At 73.8% G+C, this 20,110-nt stretch carries 23 protein-coding genes; 11 read left to right on the top strand and 12 right to left on the bottom strand.

Going from position 1 to position 20,110, the window contains the following annotated elements; genetic code table 11:
* Nucleotides 1-18: 18 nt before the first annotated feature.
* Entirely contained in the window at nt 19-888 is an 870-nt protein-coding gene (locus HDG68_RS14595; protein ID WP_343037601.1) for an HhH-GPD family protein, read from the bottom strand.
* Nucleotides 889-1,594: 706 nt separating this feature from the next.
* On the opposite strand from HDG68_RS14595, the gene HDG68_RS14600 reads away from it, so the two are divergent.
* Both HDG68_RS14600 and HDG68_RS14605 read left to right on the top strand, forming a co-directional pair.
* Nucleotides 1,595-2,419 (top strand): hypothetical protein, encoded by an 825-nt coding sequence (locus tag HDG68_RS14600; RefSeq protein ID WP_172153356.1) that lies wholly within the window; start codon nt 1,595-1,597, stop codon nt 2,417-2,419.
* Nucleotides 2,420-2,429: 10 nt separating this feature from the next.
* Nucleotides 2,430-3,179, top strand: coding sequence for a VOC family protein (locus HDG68_RS14605; RefSeq protein ID WP_172153358.1), 750 nt, complete (start codon nt 2,430-2,432; stop codon nt 3,177-3,179).
* A 13-nt stretch (nt 3,180-3,192) separates the two neighbouring features.
* Here the strand turns inward: HDG68_RS14605 and disA are convergent, their stop codons facing one another.
* Both disA and radA read right to left on the bottom strand, forming a co-directional pair.
* Nucleotides 3,193-4,278: a DNA integrity scanning diadenylate cyclase DisA gene (gene disA, locus HDG68_RS14610; RefSeq protein ID WP_172153360.1), complete on the bottom strand. Its 1,086-nt coding sequence runs from the start codon at nt 4,276-4,278 to the stop codon at nt 3,193-3,195.
* 22 nt (nt 4,279-4,300) lie between these two features.
* A complete protein-coding gene (gene radA / locus HDG68_RS14615; RefSeq protein WP_172153362.1) occupies nt 4,301-5,740 on the bottom strand; it encodes a DNA repair protein RadA in 1,440 nt (479 codons plus the stop codon).
* A gap of 143 nt (nt 5,741-5,883) precedes the next feature.
* Here radA and HDG68_RS14620 point away from each other — a divergent pair, with 143 nt between their 5' ends.
* Genes HDG68_RS14620 through HDG68_RS14630 form a run of 3 tightly spaced genes read left to right on the top strand, consistent with a single transcriptional unit; the run spans nt 5,884 to nt 8,013 of the window.
* Entirely contained in the window at nt 5,884-6,549 is a 666-nt protein-coding gene (locus HDG68_RS14620) for a hypothetical protein (RefSeq protein ID WP_172153364.1), read from the top strand.
* 11 nt (nt 6,550-6,560) lie between these two features.
* Entirely contained in the window at nt 6,561-7,388 is an 828-nt protein-coding gene (proC, locus tag HDG68_RS14625; protein WP_343037602.1) for a pyrroline-5-carboxylate reductase, read from the top strand.
* Nucleotides 7,389-7,398: 10 nt separating this feature from the next.
* Nucleotides 7,399-8,013: a TetR/AcrR family transcriptional regulator gene (locus HDG68_RS14630; protein WP_172153366.1), complete on the top strand. Its 615-nt coding sequence runs from the start codon at nt 7,399-7,401 to the stop codon at nt 8,011-8,013.
* Here the strand turns inward: HDG68_RS14630 and HDG68_RS14635 are convergent.
* From HDG68_RS14635 to HDG68_RS14660, 6 genes are all read right to left on the bottom strand, one after another.
* A complete protein-coding gene (locus HDG68_RS14635; RefSeq protein ID WP_172153368.1) occupies nt 7,976-8,854 on the bottom strand; it encodes an ABC transporter ATP-binding protein in 879 nt (292 codons plus the stop codon). The genes HDG68_RS14630 and HDG68_RS14635 overlap by 38 nt on opposite strands.
* Nucleotides 8,851-9,663: an ABC transporter ATP-binding protein gene (locus HDG68_RS14640; protein ID WP_172153370.1), complete on the bottom strand. Its 813-nt coding sequence runs from the start codon at nt 9,661-9,663 to the stop codon at nt 8,851-8,853. Before HDG68_RS14640 ends, HDG68_RS14635 begins: the two co-directional genes overlap by 4 nt.
* Complete coding sequence (locus tag HDG68_RS14645) at nt 9,663-10,715, bottom strand: ABC transporter permease (protein WP_172153468.1); 1,053 nt, start codon at nt 10,713-10,715, stop codon at nt 9,663-9,665. Before HDG68_RS14645 ends, HDG68_RS14640 begins: the two co-directional genes overlap by 1 nt.
* 30 nt (nt 10,716-10,745) lie before the next feature.
* Nucleotides 10,746-11,297, bottom strand: a complete 552-nt coding sequence (locus tag HDG68_RS14650; RefSeq protein ID WP_343037603.1) for a P-loop nucleotide/nucleoside kinase family protein — start codon at nt 11,295-11,297, stop codon at nt 10,746-10,748.
* An 18-nt stretch (nt 11,298-11,315) separates the two neighbouring features.
* Nucleotides 11,316-11,987 (bottom strand): NAD-binding protein, encoded by a 672-nt coding sequence (locus HDG68_RS14655; protein ID WP_172153372.1) that lies wholly within the window; start codon nt 11,985-11,987, stop codon nt 11,316-11,318.
* Between the two features lie 100 nt (nt 11,988-12,087).
* Nucleotides 12,088-13,482 carry a TrkH family potassium uptake protein gene (locus tag HDG68_RS14660; RefSeq protein ID WP_343037604.1) on the bottom strand — a complete coding sequence of 465 codons (1,395 nt, stop codon included), beginning with the start codon at nt 13,480-13,482 and terminating at the stop codon, nt 12,088-12,090.
* 73 nt (nt 13,483-13,555) lie between these two features.
* Between HDG68_RS14660 and HDG68_RS14665 the strand changes: the two genes are divergently transcribed.
* Nucleotides 13,556-14,731: an acetoin utilization protein AcuC gene (locus tag HDG68_RS14665; RefSeq protein ID WP_172153374.1), complete on the top strand. Its 1,176-nt coding sequence runs from the start codon at nt 13,556-13,558 to the stop codon at nt 14,729-14,731.
* Nucleotides 14,732-14,898: 167 nt separating this feature from the next.
* On the top strand, nt 14,899-14,997 hold the full coding sequence (locus HDG68_RS14670; RefSeq protein WP_003792170.1) for a 30S ribosomal protein bS22: 99 nt from the start codon (nt 14,899-14,901) through the stop codon (nt 14,995-14,997).
* Nucleotides 14,998-15,159: 162 nt separating this feature from the next.
* Here the strand turns inward: HDG68_RS14670 and HDG68_RS14675 are convergent, their stop codons facing one another.
* A complete protein-coding gene (locus HDG68_RS14675) occupies nt 15,160-15,975 on the bottom strand; it encodes an HAD family hydrolase (RefSeq protein ID WP_172153376.1) in 816 nt (271 codons plus the stop codon).
* 80 nt (nt 15,976-16,055) lie between these two features.
* Between HDG68_RS14675 and HDG68_RS14680 the strand changes: the two genes are divergently transcribed.
* Entirely contained in the window at nt 16,056-16,298 is a 243-nt protein-coding gene (locus HDG68_RS14680) for a glutaredoxin family protein (protein ID WP_172153471.1), read from the top strand.
* Entirely contained in the window at nt 16,295-17,017 is a 723-nt protein-coding gene (locus HDG68_RS14685) for a redox-sensing transcriptional repressor Rex (RefSeq protein ID WP_172153378.1), read from the top strand. The genes HDG68_RS14680 and HDG68_RS14685 overlap by 4 nt, the downstream gene beginning before the upstream one ends.
* A 100-nt stretch (nt 17,018-17,117) precedes the next feature.
* Here the strand turns inward: HDG68_RS14685 and HDG68_RS14690 are convergent, their stop codons facing one another.
* Both HDG68_RS14690 and HDG68_RS14695 read right to left on the bottom strand, forming a co-directional pair.
* Entirely contained in the window at nt 17,118-17,666 is a 549-nt protein-coding gene (locus HDG68_RS14690) for a YceI family protein (RefSeq protein ID WP_172153380.1), read from the bottom strand.
* Nucleotides 17,667-17,783: 117 nt separating this feature from the next.
* On the bottom strand, nt 17,784-18,782 hold the full coding sequence (locus tag HDG68_RS14695) for an ATP-grasp domain-containing protein (RefSeq protein WP_172153382.1): 999 nt from the start codon (nt 18,780-18,782) through the stop codon (nt 17,784-17,786).
* 101 nt (nt 18,783-18,883) lie between these two features.
* On the opposite strand from HDG68_RS14695, the gene HDG68_RS14700 reads away from it, so the two are divergent.
* Both HDG68_RS14700 and HDG68_RS14705 read left to right on the top strand, forming a co-directional pair.
* Nucleotides 18,884-19,528, top strand: a complete 645-nt coding sequence (locus HDG68_RS14700) for a histidine phosphatase family protein (protein WP_172153384.1) — start codon at nt 18,884-18,886, stop codon at nt 19,526-19,528.
* Entirely contained in the window at nt 19,528-20,109 is a 582-nt protein-coding gene (locus HDG68_RS14705) for a TlpA family protein disulfide reductase (RefSeq protein WP_172153472.1), read from the top strand. Before HDG68_RS14700 ends, HDG68_RS14705 begins: the two co-directional genes overlap by 1 nt.
* The last annotated feature ends 1 nt before the right edge of the window (nt 20,110 follow it).

The following is a 20,110-nucleotide window of genomic DNA, read 5'->3' on the forward strand; positions in this document are numbered from 1 at the left end:
CTCCCTCGGGGAGAGGGGTCAGGCGGGCAGCAGGTAGCGCCCCGCCTCGTCGGTCTCGGCGAGCCCGTCCTCGATCAGCCCGGCGAGGCACCGGTCGAGCTGTGCCTCCGGTCCGGCGTCGGCGAGCAGCGCCCGGGGGACCGGCCCGTCGGCGCTGCGCAGCGCCGCCATCACCCGGCCGCGCACCTGCCGGTCGGTGCCGTGCCACGCCTGGGTCCGCCGTCGTGCCGCGTGCTCGTCCGGCGGGAACCCGGCCGCCCGCCACGCGCACCGGTCCCGTACGGGGCACACCCCGCAGCGCGGCACCCGCGCGGTGCACACCAGGGCGCCGAGCTCCATGGACGCCGCCGCCCAGCGCGCGGCGTCCGCGTCGCCGGACGGGGTGAGCGACACGGCCAGGGCGCGCTCGGCCGCGGTGTACGACGGCGCGGGCAGGGCGACGCCGGTCACCGCCCGCGCCTGCACGCGGCGCACGTTGGTGTCGACCACCACGGACCGTCGCCCGAAAGCGAACGCCCGCACCGCCGCCGCCGTGTACTCGCCGACCCCCGGTAGGGCCCGCAGATGCTCCTCGTCGGCCGGTACCTGGCCGTCGTGCCGCTCGACGAGCGCCCGTGCGCAGTCGGCGAGCCGCAGCGCGCGGCGCGGGTAGCCCAGGCGTCCCCAGGCGCGCAGCACGTCCGACGTCGGCGCGGCGGCCAGGTCCGCGGGTCGCGGCCAGCGTGCCGTCCACTCGCGCCACACCGGCTCGACGCGCACGACGGGCGTCTGCTGCAGCATCACCTCGCTGACCAGCACCCCCCACGGGGTGCAGTCCGGACGCCGCCAGGGCAGGTCCCGCGCGGCGTGGCCGTACCAGGCGGTGACCGGTTCGACGAGTGCCTCCACGGTCGACCATTGTGCCTGGCAGGACAGGGTGCGCCGAACGTCGGCGCGGCTGCTCGGAGCGGTCCGGACGAGCACGTAGCGTGGCGCAGGGCAGGACCAGACCGAGCAGGGGGCCATCGTGGCGACATCGAAGGACCGGGGACGCGGCGGCGCCGCGCGTGGGGGCCGGTCGGCGTCCACATCCCGGTCCGGGGCGTCGTCGTCGGCACGGTCGACGTCGGCACGCCCGGCGCGCGGTTCCGGCGGACAGGGCCGGACGGCGTCGGGCAAGCAGTCCGGAGCGGCCAGGTCCGGAGCCGGCAAGCAGGCAGGAGCCGGGAAGCAGTCGGGCAAGCAGTCCACCGCTCGGAAAGCGGCGCCCGCCGCCCAGCAGAGCGGCGCGAGGAAGCCGGCGCCTCGCTCGGGCTCGGGCTCGGGGGCGCGGGCCCAGGGGCGTGCGACGTCGTCGGCCCGGTCGGGCGGTGCCGGGGCACGGAGCGCCTCGACGCGCGGTGCGACCCGAGGTGCGACCGCGACCCGCGGCACCGGGCGTGGCGCCGGCACCGGGGCCGCCCGCGGTGGTGCGAACCGGGGGCGCGCCGGTGACTCCCGGACGGTGACCGCGTCCCGGCTGGTGGCGCCTGGCGCGACGCCACGTCCTCGCCCGACGGCGAAGCGGCCGACCGCGGCCACCCTGCGGCGACGCCGCCGACGTCGTCAGCGCACGGTGCTCGTGCTGCTGGTGGTGGGGCTGCTGGTCGGAGCGGGTGCGGGGGCCGGGTACGGCATCGGACGAGCGGTGGACATGGTCCGTTCCGCCTGGCCGGAGCCGACCCCGGTGCTCGAGGCGGCCAAGGAGGCGCCGCCGACGCCGCTCGACCCGGCCGGCCCGGCGAACACGTGCGACCCGTCCATGGTGTCGCTCGACCTCGGCAGCCCGACCGCAGGGTTCACCCTGGGCGACTCGATCCCGTTCACGATGCGCGTGACGAACGTCGGCCGGGTGCCCTGCCTGCTGGACGGGCACCGATCGAGCATGCAGGTCACGGTGACGGCGGCCGACGGGGACAAGCAGCTCTGGTCCTCGGCCGACTGCGCGGGGACGGGTGAGGAGCTGCTCCTCCTCGGCCCGGACGAGGTGTGGGAGGCGACGGCCCGGTGGACGGGTTCGCGGTCCGCTCCGGGGTGCGGCGGGTCGGGGAAGGTCCCGGCGGGCGAGTACGCCGCGACGCTGACGTTGCCCGACGTCGGGGCGTCCAGCGATCCGTTCGAGGTCACGGTGGCCGCCGCACCGGAGCCCGAGCCGGAGCCCGGGTCGAAGAACGAGGGCGAGGCCGACGGCGGGTCGGACAAGAGCTCGGACAAGAGCTCGCAGAAGAAGTCTGACGGGCAGTCCGACGAGAGCTCCGACCAGCCGGCGCAGGACGCGGAGAAGTCCTCGGGCGACAAGAAGTCCTCGGATGAGAAGAACTCATCGAACGACAAGTCGCGAGGCCAGGACGAGGACGGCGGCGGCGACAAGGGTCCCGCGAAGGACTCCTCGGGCGCCTAGCCTCCGGTCCATGGGACTTCGACTCGTGCAGGTGAACGTCAAGGCCGGAGACGAGGCGGCCCTGGGCCGGTTCTGGGCTGAGGCCCTGGGCTGGGGGACCTCGGTGGAGGCGCCGGGTGTCGTCAACGTCGAGCCTGTCGGCTTCGCCTGGCCGGACCCGACCGCGCTGGTCGTCGACGTCGTCCGGGTGCCGGATCCCGGGACGGTCCGCCACCGCGCCCACCTCGACCTGGCGACCACCTCCCGGGAGCACCAGGCGGAGCTGGTCGCGCGCCTGGTCGGGCTCGGTGCCACGCCGGCCGACGTCGGCCAGGGTGAGGTGCCCTGGACGGTGCTGGCGGACCCGGAGGGCAACGTGTTCTGCGTGCTGGAGCCCCGCGACGTCTACCGCGACACCGGGCCGGTCGCGGCGGTCGTGGTCCACTGCCGCGACCCGCGGACGCTGGCCCGGTTCTGGGGCGAGGCGTCGGGCTGGGGCGTGCACGAGGCGTCCGAGGACCTGGTGCGCCTGCGCTCGCCGGCCGGCGTCGGCCCGTACCTCGAGCTGGTCCGCGCGGACGACCTGGCCGGGGTGCGCAGCCGCACCCACCTGGACCTGCTGCCGGAGCCGGGCGCCGACCAGGCGGCGGAGGTCGCTCGGTTGCGCGCGCTGGGCGCGACGGAGGCCGACGTCGGACAGGGGGACGTGCCGTGGGTGTGCCTCGCGGACCCGGAGGGCAACGAGTTCTGCGTGCTGGGCGCGCCGCCGCGTCCCGCCTGAGGTCTCCGGCCGACTACACGTAGCGCTCGAGGATGCTGGACTCGGCCAGCCGCGACAGCCCCTCGCGCACGGCGCGCGCCCGCTGGTCCCCGACGCCGTCGACGCTCATGAGGTCGTCGACGCTGGCGGCGAGGAGCTTCTGCAGCCCGCCGAAGTGGGCGACGAGCCGGTCGATGATCGTGGACGGCAGGCGCGGGACCTTCGACAGGAGGCGGTATCCGTGCGGCGCGACGGCCGCGTCGAGGGCGACGCCGGAGCCCGGCAGGTCGAGCATGCGCCCGATCTGGGACAGGTCGAGCAGCTGGGCCGAGTCGAGCTTGGCGAGGTCGGCGTGCACGTCGGCGATGCTGCGCCCGGAACGTTCGGTGTCGACGTAGTCGCGCACGACGAAGTCGCGGTCGGACCCGATGCCGCCGATGAGCTCGTCGAGCTGCAGGGCGAGCAGCCGGCCGTCGGTGCCGAGCTCGACGACGTAGCCGTCGATCTCGTCGGAGATGCGGCGCACCATCTCCAGGCGCTGCACGACGGCACAGACGTCCCGGACGGTGACGAGGTCCTCGATCTCCAGCGCGGACAGCGTCCCGGAGACCTCGTCGAGGCGGGAGCGGTACCGCTCGAGCGTGGCGAGCGCCTGGTTGGCGCGTCCGAGGATGGTGTCGGAGTCCTCGAGGACGTGCCGCATGCCGCCGATGTAGATGGCGACGATGCGCATGGACTGGCTGACCGAGACCACCGGCAGCCCGGTCTGCTTGGCGACGCGCTCGGCCGTGCGGTGCCTGGTGCCGGACTCGCTGGTCTCGATCGTGGGGTCCGGCAGGAGCTGGACGGCGGCACGCCGGATGCGGGTGGCGTCCCGGTCGAGCACGACGGCACCGTCCATCTTGGACAGCTCGCGCAGCCGGGTGGCGGAGAACTCGACGTCGAGGACGAACCCGCCGGAGCAGATCTCCTCGACCGTGCGGTCCAGCCCGAGCACGATCAGCGCGCCGGTACGGCCCCGCAGGATCCGCTCGAGGCCGTCGCGGAGCTCGGTGCCGGGCGCGACCGCGGCGAGGGTCTCCCGGAGTCGGGCGTCGGGGTGCGGGTAGGACGGAGCCACGGGGTGGATTCTACGTGCTCGCTCAGTTCCGGCCACGGCTACGGGCGGACCCGTCCGCCCCGGTCGGCGCGGCGGCGAGCTCGACGGCCTCGGCGATGTGCCGGGCCTCGGCGACGTGCAGCCCGGCGGGCGCCTTGGCCGCGGTCCCTGCGGGCACGACGGCGCGGGTGAAGCCGAGCCGGGCCGCCTCCGTGAGCCGCCGCTCCAGGCCCGTCACCGGCCGGATGTCCCCGGCCAGGCCGACCTCGCCCACGGCGACGGTGCCCGACGGCAGCGCCTCGCCGGAGCGTGCCGAGACGATCGCCAGCGCGGTGGCGAGGTCCGCCGCCGGCTCGGTCACCCGGGCCCCGCCGATGGTGGAGGCGTAGACGTCGTGATCGGCCAGCCGCAGCCCGGCGTGCCGGTGCAGCACGGCCAGGATCATGGCCAGGCGCTGCGACTCCACGCCGCTGGTGGCACGCCGCGGGTTCGCCAGGGACGACGGCGCCACGAGCGACTGGATCTCGAGCGCCAGCGGCCGCCGACCCTCGAGAGTCACCGTCACGCAGGTGCCGGGCACGCCCGCCCCCAGGTGCGACAGGAACAACCCGCTCGGGTCGCTGAGGCCCTCGATGCCCGACTCGGACAGGTCGAAGCAGCCGACCTCGTCGGTCGGCCCGAACCGGTTCTTGACCGCGCGCACCATGCGCAGCCGCGAGTGCCGGTCACCCTCGAACTGGCACACCACGTCGACCAGGTGCTCGAGCGTGCGCGGCCCGGCCACCGTGCCGTCCTTGGTGACGTGCCCGACCAGCAGCACCGGGACCTGGCGCTCCTTGGCCGCGGCGATGAGCGCGCCCGCCACCTCCCGCACCTGGCTGACCCCGCCCGGCAGCCCGTCGACCTCCGCCGACGCGATGGTCTGCACCGAGTCGACCACCAGCAGGGCCGGGTCGGCGGCCTCGAGGTGCCCCAGCACCGTGGCCAGGTCCGTCTCGGCGGCCAGCAGCAGCGACGGCGCCAGCGCCCCGATGCGCTCGGCGCGCAGCCGCACCTGCCCGGCCGACTCCTCCCCGGTGACGTACAGGACCGGGCGCGGACCGCCGTCGGCCCCCCGCGCCATGCCGGAGGCCACCGAGAGCAGCAGCGTCGACTTGCCGACGCCGGGCTCCCCGGCGAGCAGCACCACGGCGCCGGGCACGAGCCCGCCTCCGAGCACACGGTCCAGCTCCGTCACCCCCGTCGGGGTGGCGCGCGCCGTGTCGACGTCGATCTCCGCGATCGGTCGGGCCGCGGAACGCACCGGGTGCACCGCCGTCGTGCGCGGCCCCGCCGACGCCGGGCCGTCCTCGGAGACCGTGCCCCACTCCTGGCACTCCCCGCACCGCCCCACCCACTTCACGGTGGTCCAGCCGCACGCGCTGCACCGGAAGGTGGGCTTGGCGGACTTGCGGGAGGCGCGGGCCGAGGTCGTGGTGCTCACGCGGGGCACGCTACGGCCAGGCACCGACACCAGGTGCGCGACGGGCCGCGGACGATCGGCCCGAGGGCACCGCGGAGGCCGTAGGCTGCTCCGCGACGCCGCCGTCGGCGGGACCGGCGGGGACGCAGAGCAGGAGGACGTCGATGGTCGACCAGAGGCCGGGGTACATGTCCCCCGGATTCCGGACCCCGGGGGAGCGCGTGCACCAGAAGAACTCACGAGCCGCCGTCGTGCGCCGTCGCAAGGTCGTCGCCGTGCTCGCGCTCGTGCTGATCGCCGCGATCGCCGTCGTCACCGCCTTCTGGTGGCCCGGGTTCGCCCGCCCCGAGCCGGAGCCGCTGCCGGACGTCACCGTCACCGCGGCGCCGCCCACCCCCACCGCCGACGCCGAACCGCTGCCCGAGGGCGCCACCGACTTCGTGTCCGCCATGCCGGACTCCGCGCTGGCGCTCGTGCGCGGCGAGCCGGCCGAGAACGCCGAGTGGGTCGAGGGTGCCGGCGCCGTCGAGGCCTGGGACGTGCCCTACACCGACGGGTCCGACGGCGGGGAGCAGGTCGCGCTCACCGCCGGGCAGTGGGTGGACGCCGACGAGGCCGCCGAGGCCCACACCGCGATCCTGGACTCCGTCGCCGAACCGACCGTCGAGGGGGACGTCACGGTCGGCGGGGAGACCGTCGGCCCCTACGCCGTCTCCCCGGGAGAGGCCGCCGGCACGTCCGTGGTGACCTGGCGCAACGACACCGCCGTGTTCCAGGCCACCGGCCCCGACCAGCTCGTCCAGGACTTCTACGAGACCTTCCCGATGTGAGGAGACAGCACGTGAGCACGCAGATCGCCGGGACCCGGGTCGCGTTCCTCGGCACCGGCACCATGTCCGAGGCGGTGCTCTCCGGAGCGCTGTCGTCCGGGCTGGCGCCGTCCGACGTCGTCGCCACCGTGCGCCGCCCCGCCCGCGGCGAGGAGCTGGCCGAGCGGTACGGCGTCGGCACCACGACGGACAACGCCGCGGCCGTGCGCGACGCCCGGATCGTCGTCGTCGGCGTCAAGCCCAAGGACGTCGCCGCGATGCTCGACGCCGTCTCCGACGCCCTCGCCCCCGACGCCGTCGTCGTCTCGGTCGCCGTCGGCCTGCCGCTGTCGCTGTACGCCCGCCACCTGCCCGCGGGCCAGCCCGTGGTGCGCACCATGCCCAACACGCCAGCCCAGGTCGGCGCGGGCGTCACCGCCGTCGTGCCCGGCGAGACCGCCGGCGAGGACGACGTCGCGCTCGTCGAGGCCCTGCTCGCCGGCACCGGGCGCACGCTGCGCATCACCGAGAAAGAGATCGACGCGTTCGGGGCGCTCGCGGGATCCGGGCCGGCGTACGTGTTCTACGTGGTCGACGCGATGGCCGAGGCCGGCGTGCTGCTCGGCCTGACCCGGGACGTCGCCCGGAGCCTTGCCGTCCAGACGGTGCTCGGCGCCGGCCGCCTGCTGGACGAGACCGGCGAGCACCCCGCGATCCTGCGCGAGAAGGTCTCCTCGCCCGGCGGCACCACCATCCAGGCGCTCAAGCGGCTCGACGACGGCGGCGTGCGCGCCGCGTTCCTCACCGCGCTCGAGGCGGCGCGCGACCGTTCGCGCGAGCTGGCCGACGAGCTCGGCTGAACGCGCCCCGATGACCGACCAGCCGCGCCGCGGCCGCCGTCCCGCGGGCCAGAGCACCCGCAGCGTCGTGCTGGACGCCGCCCGCGCGGAGTTCGACGAGCGCGGCTACGAGGCCGTGTCCCTGCGGGGTGTGGCCCGTCGGGCCGGCGTCGACCCGGGCACGGTGCGGCACTGGTTCACCGACAAGGCCGAGCTGTTCGCGGCGACGCTCGGGCTGGTCGACATCGACCCGTCGGCCGTCGCGCGCGCCGCCGCGGACGGGCCCGTCGAGGGACTCGGCGAACGGCTGGTGCGGTCCGTCACGCAGATGTGGGACGCGGACGGCGGGGCCACCGTGCGCGTCGTGGTGCCGGCGATCATGGCCGACCCGGGGCTGCGGACGCTGCTGCAGCACTTCCTGGGCGCCGAGGTGCTGGGACCGATCGTGCGCCGGCTGGAGGTCTCCGACGCCGAGCTGCGCTCGGCGCTCGCCGGGTCCCAGGTGGCCGGGCTGATGATGCTGCGCTATGTGGTGGGCGTCGAGCCCGTCGCCAGCCTGCCGGCCGACGACCTGGCCGTGCTCGTGGGCCCCAACCTGCAGCGCTACCTCACCGGTGACCTCCCGCCCGTGCCTCCTGCTCGATGAGCACCATGGTCTCCTCCAGGGTGGCCGGCTGCTCGGTGACCTCCGCGGGCACCGCCGCCTCCTCCAGGACGCGACGCACGACGTCGGGCTCCGTCCCCGCCGCCCGGCTGGTCCGCCCGGTGAGCACCACCGGGAGCCCGGCGTCGTCCAGCGCGGCGAAGGCCGCCGCCCAGTCCTCGGCGTGCACGACGGCGGTGCGCGTGGACGCCGTGATGTCCTCCACGGTGCCGCGGGCGACGGCCCGTCCGCGGGACATGATCACCAGACGGTCGCACTGCTCGGCCTCCTGCATGTAGTGCGTCGTCACCAGCACCCCGGTCCCGGCGTCGGCCTGCGCGTGGATGGTGTCCCACAGGCGGGCCCGGGCCAGCGGGTCGACGCCGGACGTCGGTTCGTCGAGCACCAGCAGGCGCGGGGAGTGCAGCAGCGCGCAGTGGAAGGCGAGCTGGCGCTGCCGGCCGAGCCCGATCCGGCCCACCGGCTCGTCGGCGACGGCGGCCAGCGCCGGCGGGAGGTCGGGCACGCTGCGTGCGGAGAACGTCGCGGTCACGAACTCGACGTTCTGCCGCACGCTCAGTGCCTGGGACAGACCGAGCCCCTGGGGGACGTAGCCCAGGGCGTGGCGGTCGGAGTCGGCCGGCGCCTCGCCGAAGACCTCCACGTGCCCGCTGGTGGCGGCCTCGAGACCGAGGAGCATCCGCAGCAGCGTGGTCTTGCCGGCGCCGTTGGACCCGAGCAGTCCGACGATCTCGCCGGGTGCGACGGACAGGGACACGTCGGTGACGGCGGTGAACGCCCCGAACTGCTTGGTGACGCCGTCGGCGGCGACGAGCGTGGTCATCGGGTCTCCTCCGTCCGGGCGAGCGTCAGGGCGACGAGGCTGTCCTCGAGGTCGGGCGTGACGGCCCGTCCCGGGACCTCGCCGTCGGCCGGGGTCCAGGTGTGGAAGGTGCGGCCCCGGCGCCAGGTCCGTCCGTCGCCCGGAGGGGAGTCGCTCACGGACACGGTGCCCGGCACGGCGTCGACGACGGTGGCCGGGTCGCCGGCGGCGAGCACCTCGCCGTCCTGGAGGGCCACGACGGTGGCGGCCCGTTCGGCCTCGTCGAGATAGGTGGTGGTCATGAGCACGGCGGCCCCGCCCTGCGCGGCGGCGGTGACGAGCCGCCACAGCTCGATCCGGCTGACGGGGTCGACGCCGGTGGACGGCTCGTCGAGGAGCAGCAGGTCGGGGGAGTGCTGCATCGCCAGGCAGAAGCCGAGCTTCTGGCGCATCCCGCCGGACAGGTCCCGGCCGAGGCGGGTGCGGGCGTCGGCGATGCCGGCGGTGGTCAGCAGCTCGTCGGCGCGGGAGCGGACGGCGCCGTCGGACATGCCGTACGCGGCGCCGACGAACTCGACGTTCTCCTGGACGGTCAGGGTGGGCCACACGCCGGAGGTGGACGGCTCGTAGCCGATCCGCGCGGCGGGCGGGACGTCGACCGTGCCGCGGCTCGCGGCCACGCGGCCCAGCATGGCGCGCAGCAGCGTGGTCTTGCCGGCGCCGTCCCCGCCGACCAGGGCGGTGACCTCTCCCGGCGGGACCTCGACGCTGATGCCGGCCAGCGCCGTCGTGCCGCCCAGCTCGACCGTGAGGTCGCGGACCCCGGCCATCAGCGGGCCGCCTTCGCCGGAGCGATGTCGCGGCGCAGGCGCAGCACCGCGACGCCGAACACCACGGTGGCCATCACGGCCAGGATCGCCACGGGCAGCCACAGCGAGTCCCATCCGGCGCCGCGCAGCATGACGCCCTGGGACAGCTCGACGAACCAGGTCAGCGGCAGCACGTACCCGATCCAGCGCACCCCGGCGGCCATGGCGTCGAGGGGGAAGATCATCCCGGACAGCAGGATCTGCGGCAGCATCGTCATCAGCGCGACCTGCACGGCCTGTCCGGTGGTCTGCGAGACGGTCGAGATCAGCACCCCGATGCCGAGCACCGCGAAGAGGAAGATGGCCGCCCCGACGGCGAAGAGCAGCACCGACCCGTTGAACGGCACGCCGAACAGCCACACGCCGAGCAGCGTGACCAGCACCATGTCGAAGCAGGCGAGCAGGAAGTAGGGCGTGATCTTGCCGAGCACCACCGAGGTGGGGGACAACGGCATGACGGCGAGCTGTTCGAGGGTGCCCGCCTCGCGTTCACGGACCAGGCCGATGCTGGTGATGATCGTGCCGATGAACGTCAGGATCAGGCCGATGATGGCCGGCACCATGACCCAGGACGTCTCGAGGTCGGGGTTGTAGAGGATCTCGGAGTCGACCCGGTCACCGAGCTGGGCGACCAGGACCGAGGCGCTCTGCGCGGCGAACAGGTTGGACCCGTCGATGAGCACGGTGGGGCGGCCGTCGTCGGTCTCGGTCGCCTCCCCGGTGAGGATCGCGAGGTCGACGTGGTCGTCCTGGAGCTGGTCACGGGCGTCGGCGGCGGTGGCGTCCGGGTCGACGTCGACCAGGTCCAGCGTGGCCGGGGCGTCGGCCGGGATCTGCTCGGTGATCTGCTGCTCGGCCTGTTCCGCCTGGTCGCCGACGACGGCCACCTTGAGCTCGTCGACGGTGAAGTTCGCGGCGTAGCCGAAGATCACCAGCATGAGCAGCGGCAGGGCGACGAGCATCGCGACCGTGCGCCGGTCGCGGCGCAGCTCGCGGAACTCCTTGACGATCATGGCACGCACGGGAGAGCTCCTTCGTCCGTCTCACTTTTCCTCAGGCGAGGAATTTAGTTCGACTGTACCGCACGGCGGGCCACCCGGGAAGGTGACGAGAGGACCCTCGTCCGGCGTGGGCGCCTCGAAGCCGTCGAGATACGCCGCCGCGCGCTCGGGAGGGACGACGACGTCGTCCGGGCCGGCGTTCCGGCGTCGGGCCAGCCGCTCCAGGACCACCGCGCGCGGCGTGTCGAGATGGTGCACCACCGGCTCGACACCGAGCGGGCGCAGCAGGGCCCGGTAGCCGTCCCGGGACGCCCGCGACCAGAAGGAGGTGTCGACCGCGACGCGGTCACCCGCGGCGAGACGCGCCAGCAGCTCCCGCTGCAGCAGAGCGTGCACCTCCAGCGCCACGTCGGCCTCGAGGGGATGGTGCCGGTGGCCGCGCGACCAGGCGGCGGCGTCGAACGACAGCACCACGTAGCCGTCGCGGCCCAGCCGGCGCGCGTGCGTCGACTTGCCCGACCCCGCCGGCCCGCAGACGAGCACCACCCGAGGGCGGGGCCCGTCGCCGCCGCCGTCCTGCCGGTCGATGCTCACCAGGCGCTCACGGCGTGCTCACGGCCGCGCGGAGAAGCGCTCCAGCAGGTCCGCGTGCCCGGAGCAGACCAGCAGGTCGTTGGCGCTGACCCGCGTCTCCGGCGTCGCGTACGCGAACTCGATCCCCGGCGACTTCACGCCGATCACCGTGATCCCGTACTTCTTGCGGATGTCCGACTGGGCGAGGGTGAACCCCTGCATCTCCCGCGGCGGGCGCATCTTGACGATCGTGAAGCCGTCCTCGACCTCGATGTAGTCGAGCATCTTGCCGCTGACGAGGTGCGCCACCCGCGACCCGGCGTCGGACTCCGGGTAGACCACGTGGTGCGCGCCGATCCGGGTCAGGATGCGGCCGTGCTCGGCGGAGATCGCCTTGGCCCAGATCTGCGGGGTGCCCAGGTCCACCAGGTTGCCGGTGATGAGCACCGAGGCCTCCAGCTCCGTGCCGACACCCACCACGGCCACACCGAAGTCGGTGGCCCCCAGCTGCTCGAGCGCCTCCGGGTTCGAGGCGTCCGCCTGCACCAGCGGGAGCCGACCCGACCACTGCGTGACCAGACGGTCGTCCGTCTCGACGGCCAGCACGTCCTGCCCGAGCCGGTCCAGCGTCGTCGCCAGGGACGAGCCGAACCGGCCGAGCCCGATGACGAGCACGCCCGCGTCGCGCTCACGTGCCTTCTTGTCTGCCACGGTGGTCCTCTCTCACCCGGTGCTTGTTGTCGGTCGAGTCTGCGGTTCCGCGTCGGGCGGCTCCTCGTTCCTCGGTCCCACCCTCTGCTTCACCTCCGCCTCAACCGATGATCGGGCGCTCCTCGGGGAAGCGTACGACGCGGCGCCGGTCCCGCAGGGCGAGCGCGCCGAGGACGGAGATGGTGCCCACGCGCCCCAGGTACATCAGCGCGCACAGCCAGTACTTGCCGCCGTCGGGCAGGTCGGGCGTGATGCCCGTCGACAGCCCCACCGTCGCGAACGCCGAGATCACCTCGAACAGGATCTCCGACAGCGAGAAGTCCGTCATCCGCACCAGGGCGATGCACGACACGAGCACCATCGTCGCGCCGATGAACACCACCGCGATCGACAGCCGCAGGGTGTCTCGCGGGATGCGCCGGCCGAACACGTCGATGTCCCGGTCGCCGCGGGCCTCGGCGACGATGGCGAGCAGCATGACCGCCAGGGTCGTGACCTTGATGCCGCCCGCGGTCGACGCCGAACCACCGCCCACGAACATCAGCGCGTCGGTGATCAGCCAGGACTCCGAGCGCATCTCCCCGACGTCGAACGTGCTGAACCCGCCCGAGCGCGGCATCACCGACGCCGACAGCGCGGACAGGAACTTGGTGTGCAGGTCCTGCCCGCCCAGGGTCGCCGGGTTGGCCCACTCCATCGCGCCGATCGTCACGAACCCGGCGACCAGCAGGCCCACGCTCGTGGTGATCGTCAGCTTGGTGTGCAGCGACAGGTGCCGGACCCAGCGCCGGCCGTACCGGCGCGCCTGCAGCAGGTTCAGCATCACGGGGAAACCCAGCGCCCCGACGAACACGCCGAGCGTGATCGGGATGATCACGAGCCAGTCCGAGGCGTAGGGCAGCAGGCCGTCCGCCGTCGGGACGAAGCCCGCGTTGTTGAACGCCGAGACGCCGTAGAACGTCGAGTGCCACACCGCCAGGCCCAGGTTCTCGTCCAGGGCGATGAACCGCGGCAGGAGGATCACGGCGATGGCCAGCTCGATCGACGTCGAGACCACGATGATCAGGCGGATCAGCGAACCGACCTCGCCCAGCCGTGTGGTGCCCGTCTTGGTCTCCGACGCCGTCAGCAGCTTCTGCGTCAGGCCGATGCGCCGCGACACCGCCAGCCCGAGCAGCGAGGCCAGCGTCATCACGCCGAGCCCGCCGACCTTGATGCCCACGAGGATCACGGCCCGGCCGTACTCGGACCAGTACAGCGCCGTGTCGACGACGGTCAGTCCCGTGATGCACACGGCCGACGTCGCGGTGAACAGCGCGTCGACGAACCGTGCACCCTCCCCGGTCGACGTCGCCCACGGGGGCAGGAGCAGCAGGGTGAACAGGGTGATGACGGCCGCGAACACGGTCATCGCGAGGCGGGCGGGGTACTCGCGGGCGGTGCGGTCCACCCACTCGCGCAGCGACGTCGCGCGGTCCTGCAGCGATCGAGCCACGCGGCGCGTCCCTCCTCGTCTCGTCCGGCAGGCGTGGCGCCCAGCCTGCCACGGGTTCGGCTACCGTGGCGGGATGTCCGTCGCCCGGTTGCTGTGGAGCCCCGAGCTCCTGCGCTACGACTTCGGCCACGGGCACCCCATGGCGCCCGCCCGGCTCGACCTGACGATGCGGCTCGTGGAGGCCTTCGGCCTGCTGCGCGAGCCCACCCTCGAGGTGGTCGAACCCAAGCCGGCGAGCGACGCCGTCGTGCAGACCGTGCACGACGCCGAGTACGTCGCCGCCGTCCGCCGTGCGGCGGCCACGGGCGAACCGGACCCCGCGCGAGGTCTCGGCACCGAGGACGACCCGATCTTCCCCGCCATGCACGACGCCGCGGCCCACCTGGTCGGAGCGTCCGTCGCCGCGGCGGACGCCGTCTGGACGGGTGCGGCGCAGCACGCGCTCAACATCGCCGGCGGCATGCACCACGCCCAGCGGGGCGCGGCGTCGGGGTTCTGCATCTACAACGACGCCGCCGCGGCCGTGCAGCGGCTGCTCGACCACGGGGCCGAGCGGGTGGCCTACGTGGACATCGACGCCCACCACGGCGACGGCGTCGAGGCGATCTTCTGGGACGACCCGCGGGTACTGACCTTCTCGGTGCACCAGGACGGGCACACCCTGTTCCCCGGCACCGGCAACCCGGCCGACACCGGGCCGTGGGCCACGCACTGCGCGGCGGTCAACATCGCGCTGCCGCCGCGCACGGACTCGGCCCGTTGGCTGCGCGCCGTCGACGCCGTGCTGCCCACGGTGCTCCGCGAGTTTGCCCCGGACGCGATCGTCTCCCAGCACGGCGCCGACGCGCACGGCAACGACCCGCTGACGGACCTGTCGGTGGGCGTCGAGGCGCAGCGGACCGCCGCCCGCTGGATCCACGACCTCGCCCACGAGCTGTGCGACGGGCGGTGGGTCGCGCTCGGCGGCGGGGGCTACGCCGTCGTCGACGTCGTGCCGCTGGTGTGGTCGTCGCTGGTGGCCGAGGCGGCCCACGCGCCGCTGGAGGCGAAGGTGCCGTTGCCGGAGTCGTGGCGGCAGGCCGCCGAGGAGATGTCGGGGCTGCCCGCCGCGCGCACCCTCGGCCGCGGCGCCGTCCCCTGGCAGCGGTGGTCCGAGGGTTACGACCCCTCCGACGCCACCGACCGCGCGGTCCTGGCCACCCGCCGTCACGTCTTTCCCGAGATCGGTCGGGACCCCTACCTGGACTGACAGCCCCGGTGGCGTCCGCCGTGACCGAGGGCATGGACGCTCCGTTCGGAGCACCGTCGGCGATCCGGTATCCTGAGGGACGGACTTTTTCGTGTTGGTCGGCAGCACCTGGTCACAGGACTCAGGACCAACCGTGCTCCACCACCCGACCGCATTGTGAGGACCATATGGGCTCCGTCATCAAGAAGCGCCGCAAGCGTATGGCGAAGAAGAAGCACCGCAAGCTGCTTCGCAAGACTCGTCACCAGCGTCGCAACAAGAAGTGACGCTCCGCCCGCCGTCCGGCGGGCACCCGCGAGCCCGGCTCCCCGCGAGGGTGCCGGGCTCGTCGCATGTTCCGGCCGTCCGGGAAGGAGCTGCCCTGCCCGTCGGGGATCGGGCGGTCGGCCAGTGGACCTGCCGGGATCGCGTCCCGACGCTCCGGTCGCTCAGCGGCCGCGCAGCCGCCGTCGGACCCCCCGCTGCGCGGCGCGCAGCACCAGGCCCGCCACCCAGGCCGCGCCGGCCCACGAGGCCGTGCGCACACCGCGCCCGGCCACACGCTGGCTGCGACCCCGGAACTCCCGGATCGGCCAGCCGACGTCCTTGGCGAACCGGCGCAGCCGCACGTCCGGGTTGATCGGGCAGGGGTGGCCCACCGACCGCATCATCGGCAGGTCGTTGAGCGAGTCGCCGTACGCGTACGACCCGCCGAGGTCGATGCCCTCGCGCTCGGCCAGCTCCCGCACCGCCGCCCCCTTGGCCTCGCCGTGCATGAGGTCGCCGACGAGCGCACCGGTGTAGTAGCCGTTCTCGTGGTCCGCGATGGTGCCGAGGCAGCCGGTGGCACCGAGGCGGCGGGCGATGAGCCCACCGATCTCCACCGGCGTGGCGGTCACCAGCCAGACCTCGTCGCCGGCCGCCATGTGCTCGTCGAGGAGTCGTTTGGTGCCCGGGAAGATGCGCAGCTCGAGGACGGTGTCGTAGACCTCCTCGCCGACGGCGGTGATCTCCGCGACGGACCGGCCCCCGATGAGCGACAGCGCCTTGTTGCGCACGGTCTCGATCTGGGAGCGGGACTCGCCGAACAGCAGGTACTTCGCCTGGATGAACGCGAACCGCACCAGGTCGCCGGTACCGAAGAACTTCCGCTGGTACAGCGCTCTGGCCAGGTGGAACGCGCTGGCGCCGCGGATGATCGTGTTGTCGACGTCGAAGAACGCGGCCGTCCGGGGGCGTTCCGGAAGCTCGGCGTGGGACGACATGCCGCCCACTGTATCCGCGCCGATACGCTGTGCTCGTGAGCAGGCCCTCGACCGCACCCGAAGGACCGGCCCGGGTGGTGATGTACAGCCGGGCCGGCTGCCACCTGTGCGACGACGCGCGGGGGGTGGTCGCCGCGGTGTGCGCGGACGCGGGGGAGGCCTGGCGGGAGGTCGACATCGACGCCGATCCGGGCCTGGTGGAGCGGTACGGCGACTACGTGCCCGTCGTCGAGGTGGACGGCGTGCAGCAGGGTTTCTGGCGGGTCGATGCGGCGCGGCTGGCGCGGCGGCTCGATCGGGGCCCGGGAGGGAAGCGGACGTGATCGAGATCGGAGAGGTGACGGTGCCCGCGGCGACGGTGGCGCGGCTGCCGTACTACCTGCGCGCGCTGCGCGACCTGACGCGCGAGGGGGTGGACACGACGTCGTCGTCGGAGCTCGCCGAACGCTCGGGGGTGGGCTCGGCGCAGCTGCGCAAGGACCTGTCCTACCTGGGCTCGTTCGGCACCCGCGGCGTGGGGTACGACGTCGAGTCGCTGTCGTCGTACATCGCGGCGGCACTGGGGCTCGGGTCGGAGCACCGGCTGGCGATCGTCGGGGTGGGCAACCTGGGGCACGCCCTGGCGAACTACTCCGGGTACGCCGCGCGGGGCTTCTGCCTGGTGGCGCTGCTCGACGCGGACCCGTCGGTGGTGGGGCGGGAGGCCGCGGGGCTCGTGGTCGAGCACGTGGACGAGCTCGAGCGGGTGCTGGGCGAGCGGGACGTGTCGATGGTCATCCTGGCCACGCCGGGCTCGGCGGCGCAGGCCGTGGCCGAGCGGGTCGTGGCCTGCGGGGTGCGCGAGATCCTGTCGTTCTCGCCGGTGGCGCTGCAGCTGCCCGACGACGTCGTCGTGCGCAGCGTGGACGTGGCCGGCGAGCTGCAGATCCTGGCGTTCCACGCCGCGGCCCGCAACGCCCAGCAGGGCGACGGCGTCGCGCGTCCGGACGGGCCCTCGACGCCCCGCGCTCCCGCCGAGGTAGGCAAGAACTCCGTGACGTAGGCGAACGTCCGGCGAGGTGGGCAACGGCCCCACGGACCGTTGCCCACCTCGCCGGACGTTCGCCTACCTCGCGTGCGGGAGTGCTACCCCGCGGAGGGGATCAGTTCTGGATGGCCGAGACGTCCAGGGCGATCTTGACCTTGTCGCCGACCAGGAAGCCGCCGGTCTCGAGCGCGGCGTTCCAGGTGAGGTCGAAGTCCTTGCGGTTGATCTCCAGCTCGGACTCGAACCCGGCGCGGTCGTTGCCGAACGGGTCCTGGGCGGCGCCCTCGAACTCGACGGGCAGGTCGACCTGCTGGGTGACGCCGTTGATGGTCAGGTCGCCGGTGACGACGTGGCCGTCGGTGCCCGCGGAGACGCCGGTGGAGGCGAAGGACCAGGTGGGGCGCTCCTCGGCGTGCCAGAAGTCGGCGCTCTTGAGGTGGCCGTCGCGGTTCTCGTCACCGGTGGAGACGGAGGTGGCGTCGAGCTCGACGTTCACGGCGGAGGACTCGAGGTCCTCGCCGACGGTGATGGTGCCGGCGGAGATGGCGACGGTGCCGCGGACCTTGGAGATCCCGGCGTGGCGGACGACGAACGAGGCCGTCGAGTGCGAGGGGTCGATCGTGTAGGTCCCGGCGGTCAGTCCTGCGGGCAGCGGCGTGGCCATGGTGGTGCTCCTTCTGGTGGCTGTCGTGGACGATGCGAACGCCCCGCGGGGCGATTCCATCGAAATGCATGAACCGCGAGCCGTCAACAGCTATTCCCGCCCGACGGCGGTGGATCCTCAGGCGTCGGGGTACGCCTCGCGCAGCACGTGGCCCAGGTGCCGGGCGATCTCCCGCGGGCCGGACGCCGGTGCCGAGAGCTCCACGCCGGAGTTGTAGTTCGTGTTCGTGTTGACGTCGTAGGTCAGCACCCGGCCGTCGGCGGTGCGGATGTTCTCGATCCCCGCGACCTCGATCCCGAGGTCACCCGTGAACGCCAGGTACCGGTCCACCACGGGGTCGTCGTAGCCCTCGCGCAGCGAGAACAGGCTGCTCGCGTCGTCGGGCGCCATCTGGATCGTGGCACCCGGCGGCATGACCGGGCGTCCCGTCGTCGGGTCGATCTCGCAGGCGTCGGCCGGGCAGAGCTGGAACCCGCCGCGCTCGGTGTCGCCGCGCACCGCGTAGAGCATCCGGCCGCCGACGATCTCCACGCGCGTGATCCCGCCGTCGGCCGCGGCCACGTACTCCTGGATCAGCGTGATGCCGTCCACGGGCTCGTCGTAGTCCGCCGAGGCGACGTGGTCGGCCAGGTCGTCCACCGAGGAGAACTTCAGCACGCCCAGCCCCTTGCCGCCCTGGTTGTGCTTGGTCACGAACGGGCCGGGCACCGTGTCGGTGAACCGGCGGGCCGCCTCGACCACGCGGTCGCGCCCGACGGCGGCCACCGTGCGCGGCACCTCGATGCCCGCGGCGCGCAGGGCCGTGAGCTGGTCCACCTTGCTCATCTCCAGCTCGAGCACCCGGCGCCCGTTGACGGTGCGGCGCCCGTGCGCCTCCAGCCACGACAGCACGGCCCGCGAGTAGTCCTTGGACAGCCCGTGGTCGCGCGTGTGGGACGACGCCGAGATGCGGGACCAGAAGATCCCCTCCGGCGGGGCGGCGGCCAGGTCGAGCGTGCCGTCGGTGAGCTGCCACTCCACCCACGGCAGCCCCTCCGCGTCGAGGGCCTCGGCGAAGACGCCGAACCACTCGGGGTTCTCGTGCAGGGCATGGATCGCGGGGGCGGGAGTGCTCACCCGTCGCACGCTAGCCCGGACCGCGGCACGACGCCGTGACTCGCCTCACGCGAGCCGTCCGGCGGTCGGTCGTGCTCGTGATATCTGGGACACTGAGGCCCATGGCCACAACCACCGTCCATCTCCTGCGGCACGGCGAGGTCCACAACCCCGACGGCGTCCTGTACGGACGCATCCCGGGGTACCGGCTCTCGGAGCGTGGCCAGCAGATGGCCCACCGGGTCGCCGGGCACCTGTCCGACGCCGGTCGCGACGTCGTCGGGGTCGTCGCGAGCCCGTTGCAGCGGGCACAAGAAACTGCTCGGCCGACGGCCGCGGCGTTCGACCTCGAGCTGGCCACCGACGACCGTCTCGTCGAGGCCGGCAACCGGTTCGAGGGCTCCACGATCGGCAAGAACCCCGGTCAGCTCCTCAACCCGAGGTACTGGGCGCTGCTGTGGAACCCGCTGCGGCCGTCCTGGGGCGAGTCGTACGCCGACCAGGTCACCCGGATGCGGGCCGCCGTGGAGGACGCCCGCCGGGCCTTCGACGGCCACGAGGTCGTGCTGGTCAGCCACCAGCTGCCCGTGTGGGTGACGCGCCTGTCGTACACGGGCCGCCGCCTGGCCCACGACCCGCGCCGCCGCGAGTGCTCGCTGGCCTCCCTGACGTCGCTGACGTTCGACGGCGACCGGTTCGTCGGGATGCACTACACCGAGCCGGCCGCCGACCTGCTCGCCGGCGCGAACCCCGTGGCGGGCGCGTGATGGTGCGCCGCCGGGTCGCAGGCCTCGCGCTCGCCGCAGCGACCGCCGTCGGCCTGGCCGGCTGCGCGGCCGAGTCCGGCGCGGGCGACGTCGTCGGGCAGGGGTTCGTCTCCGGCGACGGCACCGTGCAGCAGTGGGAGCCGGACGAGCGGGACCGGTCGGTCGTCGTGGAGGGCACGACGTTCGAGGGGGACGACGTCTCCACCGCCGACTGGGCCGGCGACGTCGTCGTGCTCAACACCTGGTACGCCGGGTGCGCACCCTGCCGTGCCGAGGCGCCCGACCTGGTCGAGATCGCCACCGAGCGCGCCGACGAGGGCGTGCACCTGCTCGGCATCAACACCGAGGACGACGCCGGGGCAGCACTGGCGTTCCAGCGCACCTTCGACGTCCCCTACCCGTCCATCGAGGACCGCAGCGGGCAGGTCGTGGCCGGGCTGTCCGGCGTCGTGCCGCTGCAGGCCGTCCCGTCGACCGTCGTGCTGGACGGCGAGGGTCGGGTCGCGTCCCGCGTGGTGGGCGAGGTGGCCGGCTCCACGCTGGACGCCCTCATCGACGACGCCCTCGGGGATCCGGCCTGAC

The sequence above is a fragment of the Isoptericola chiayiensis genome (assembly GCF_013149805.1).
GTDB lineage: Bacteria > Actinomycetota > Actinomycetes > Actinomycetales > Cellulomonadaceae > Isoptericola > Isoptericola chiayiensis.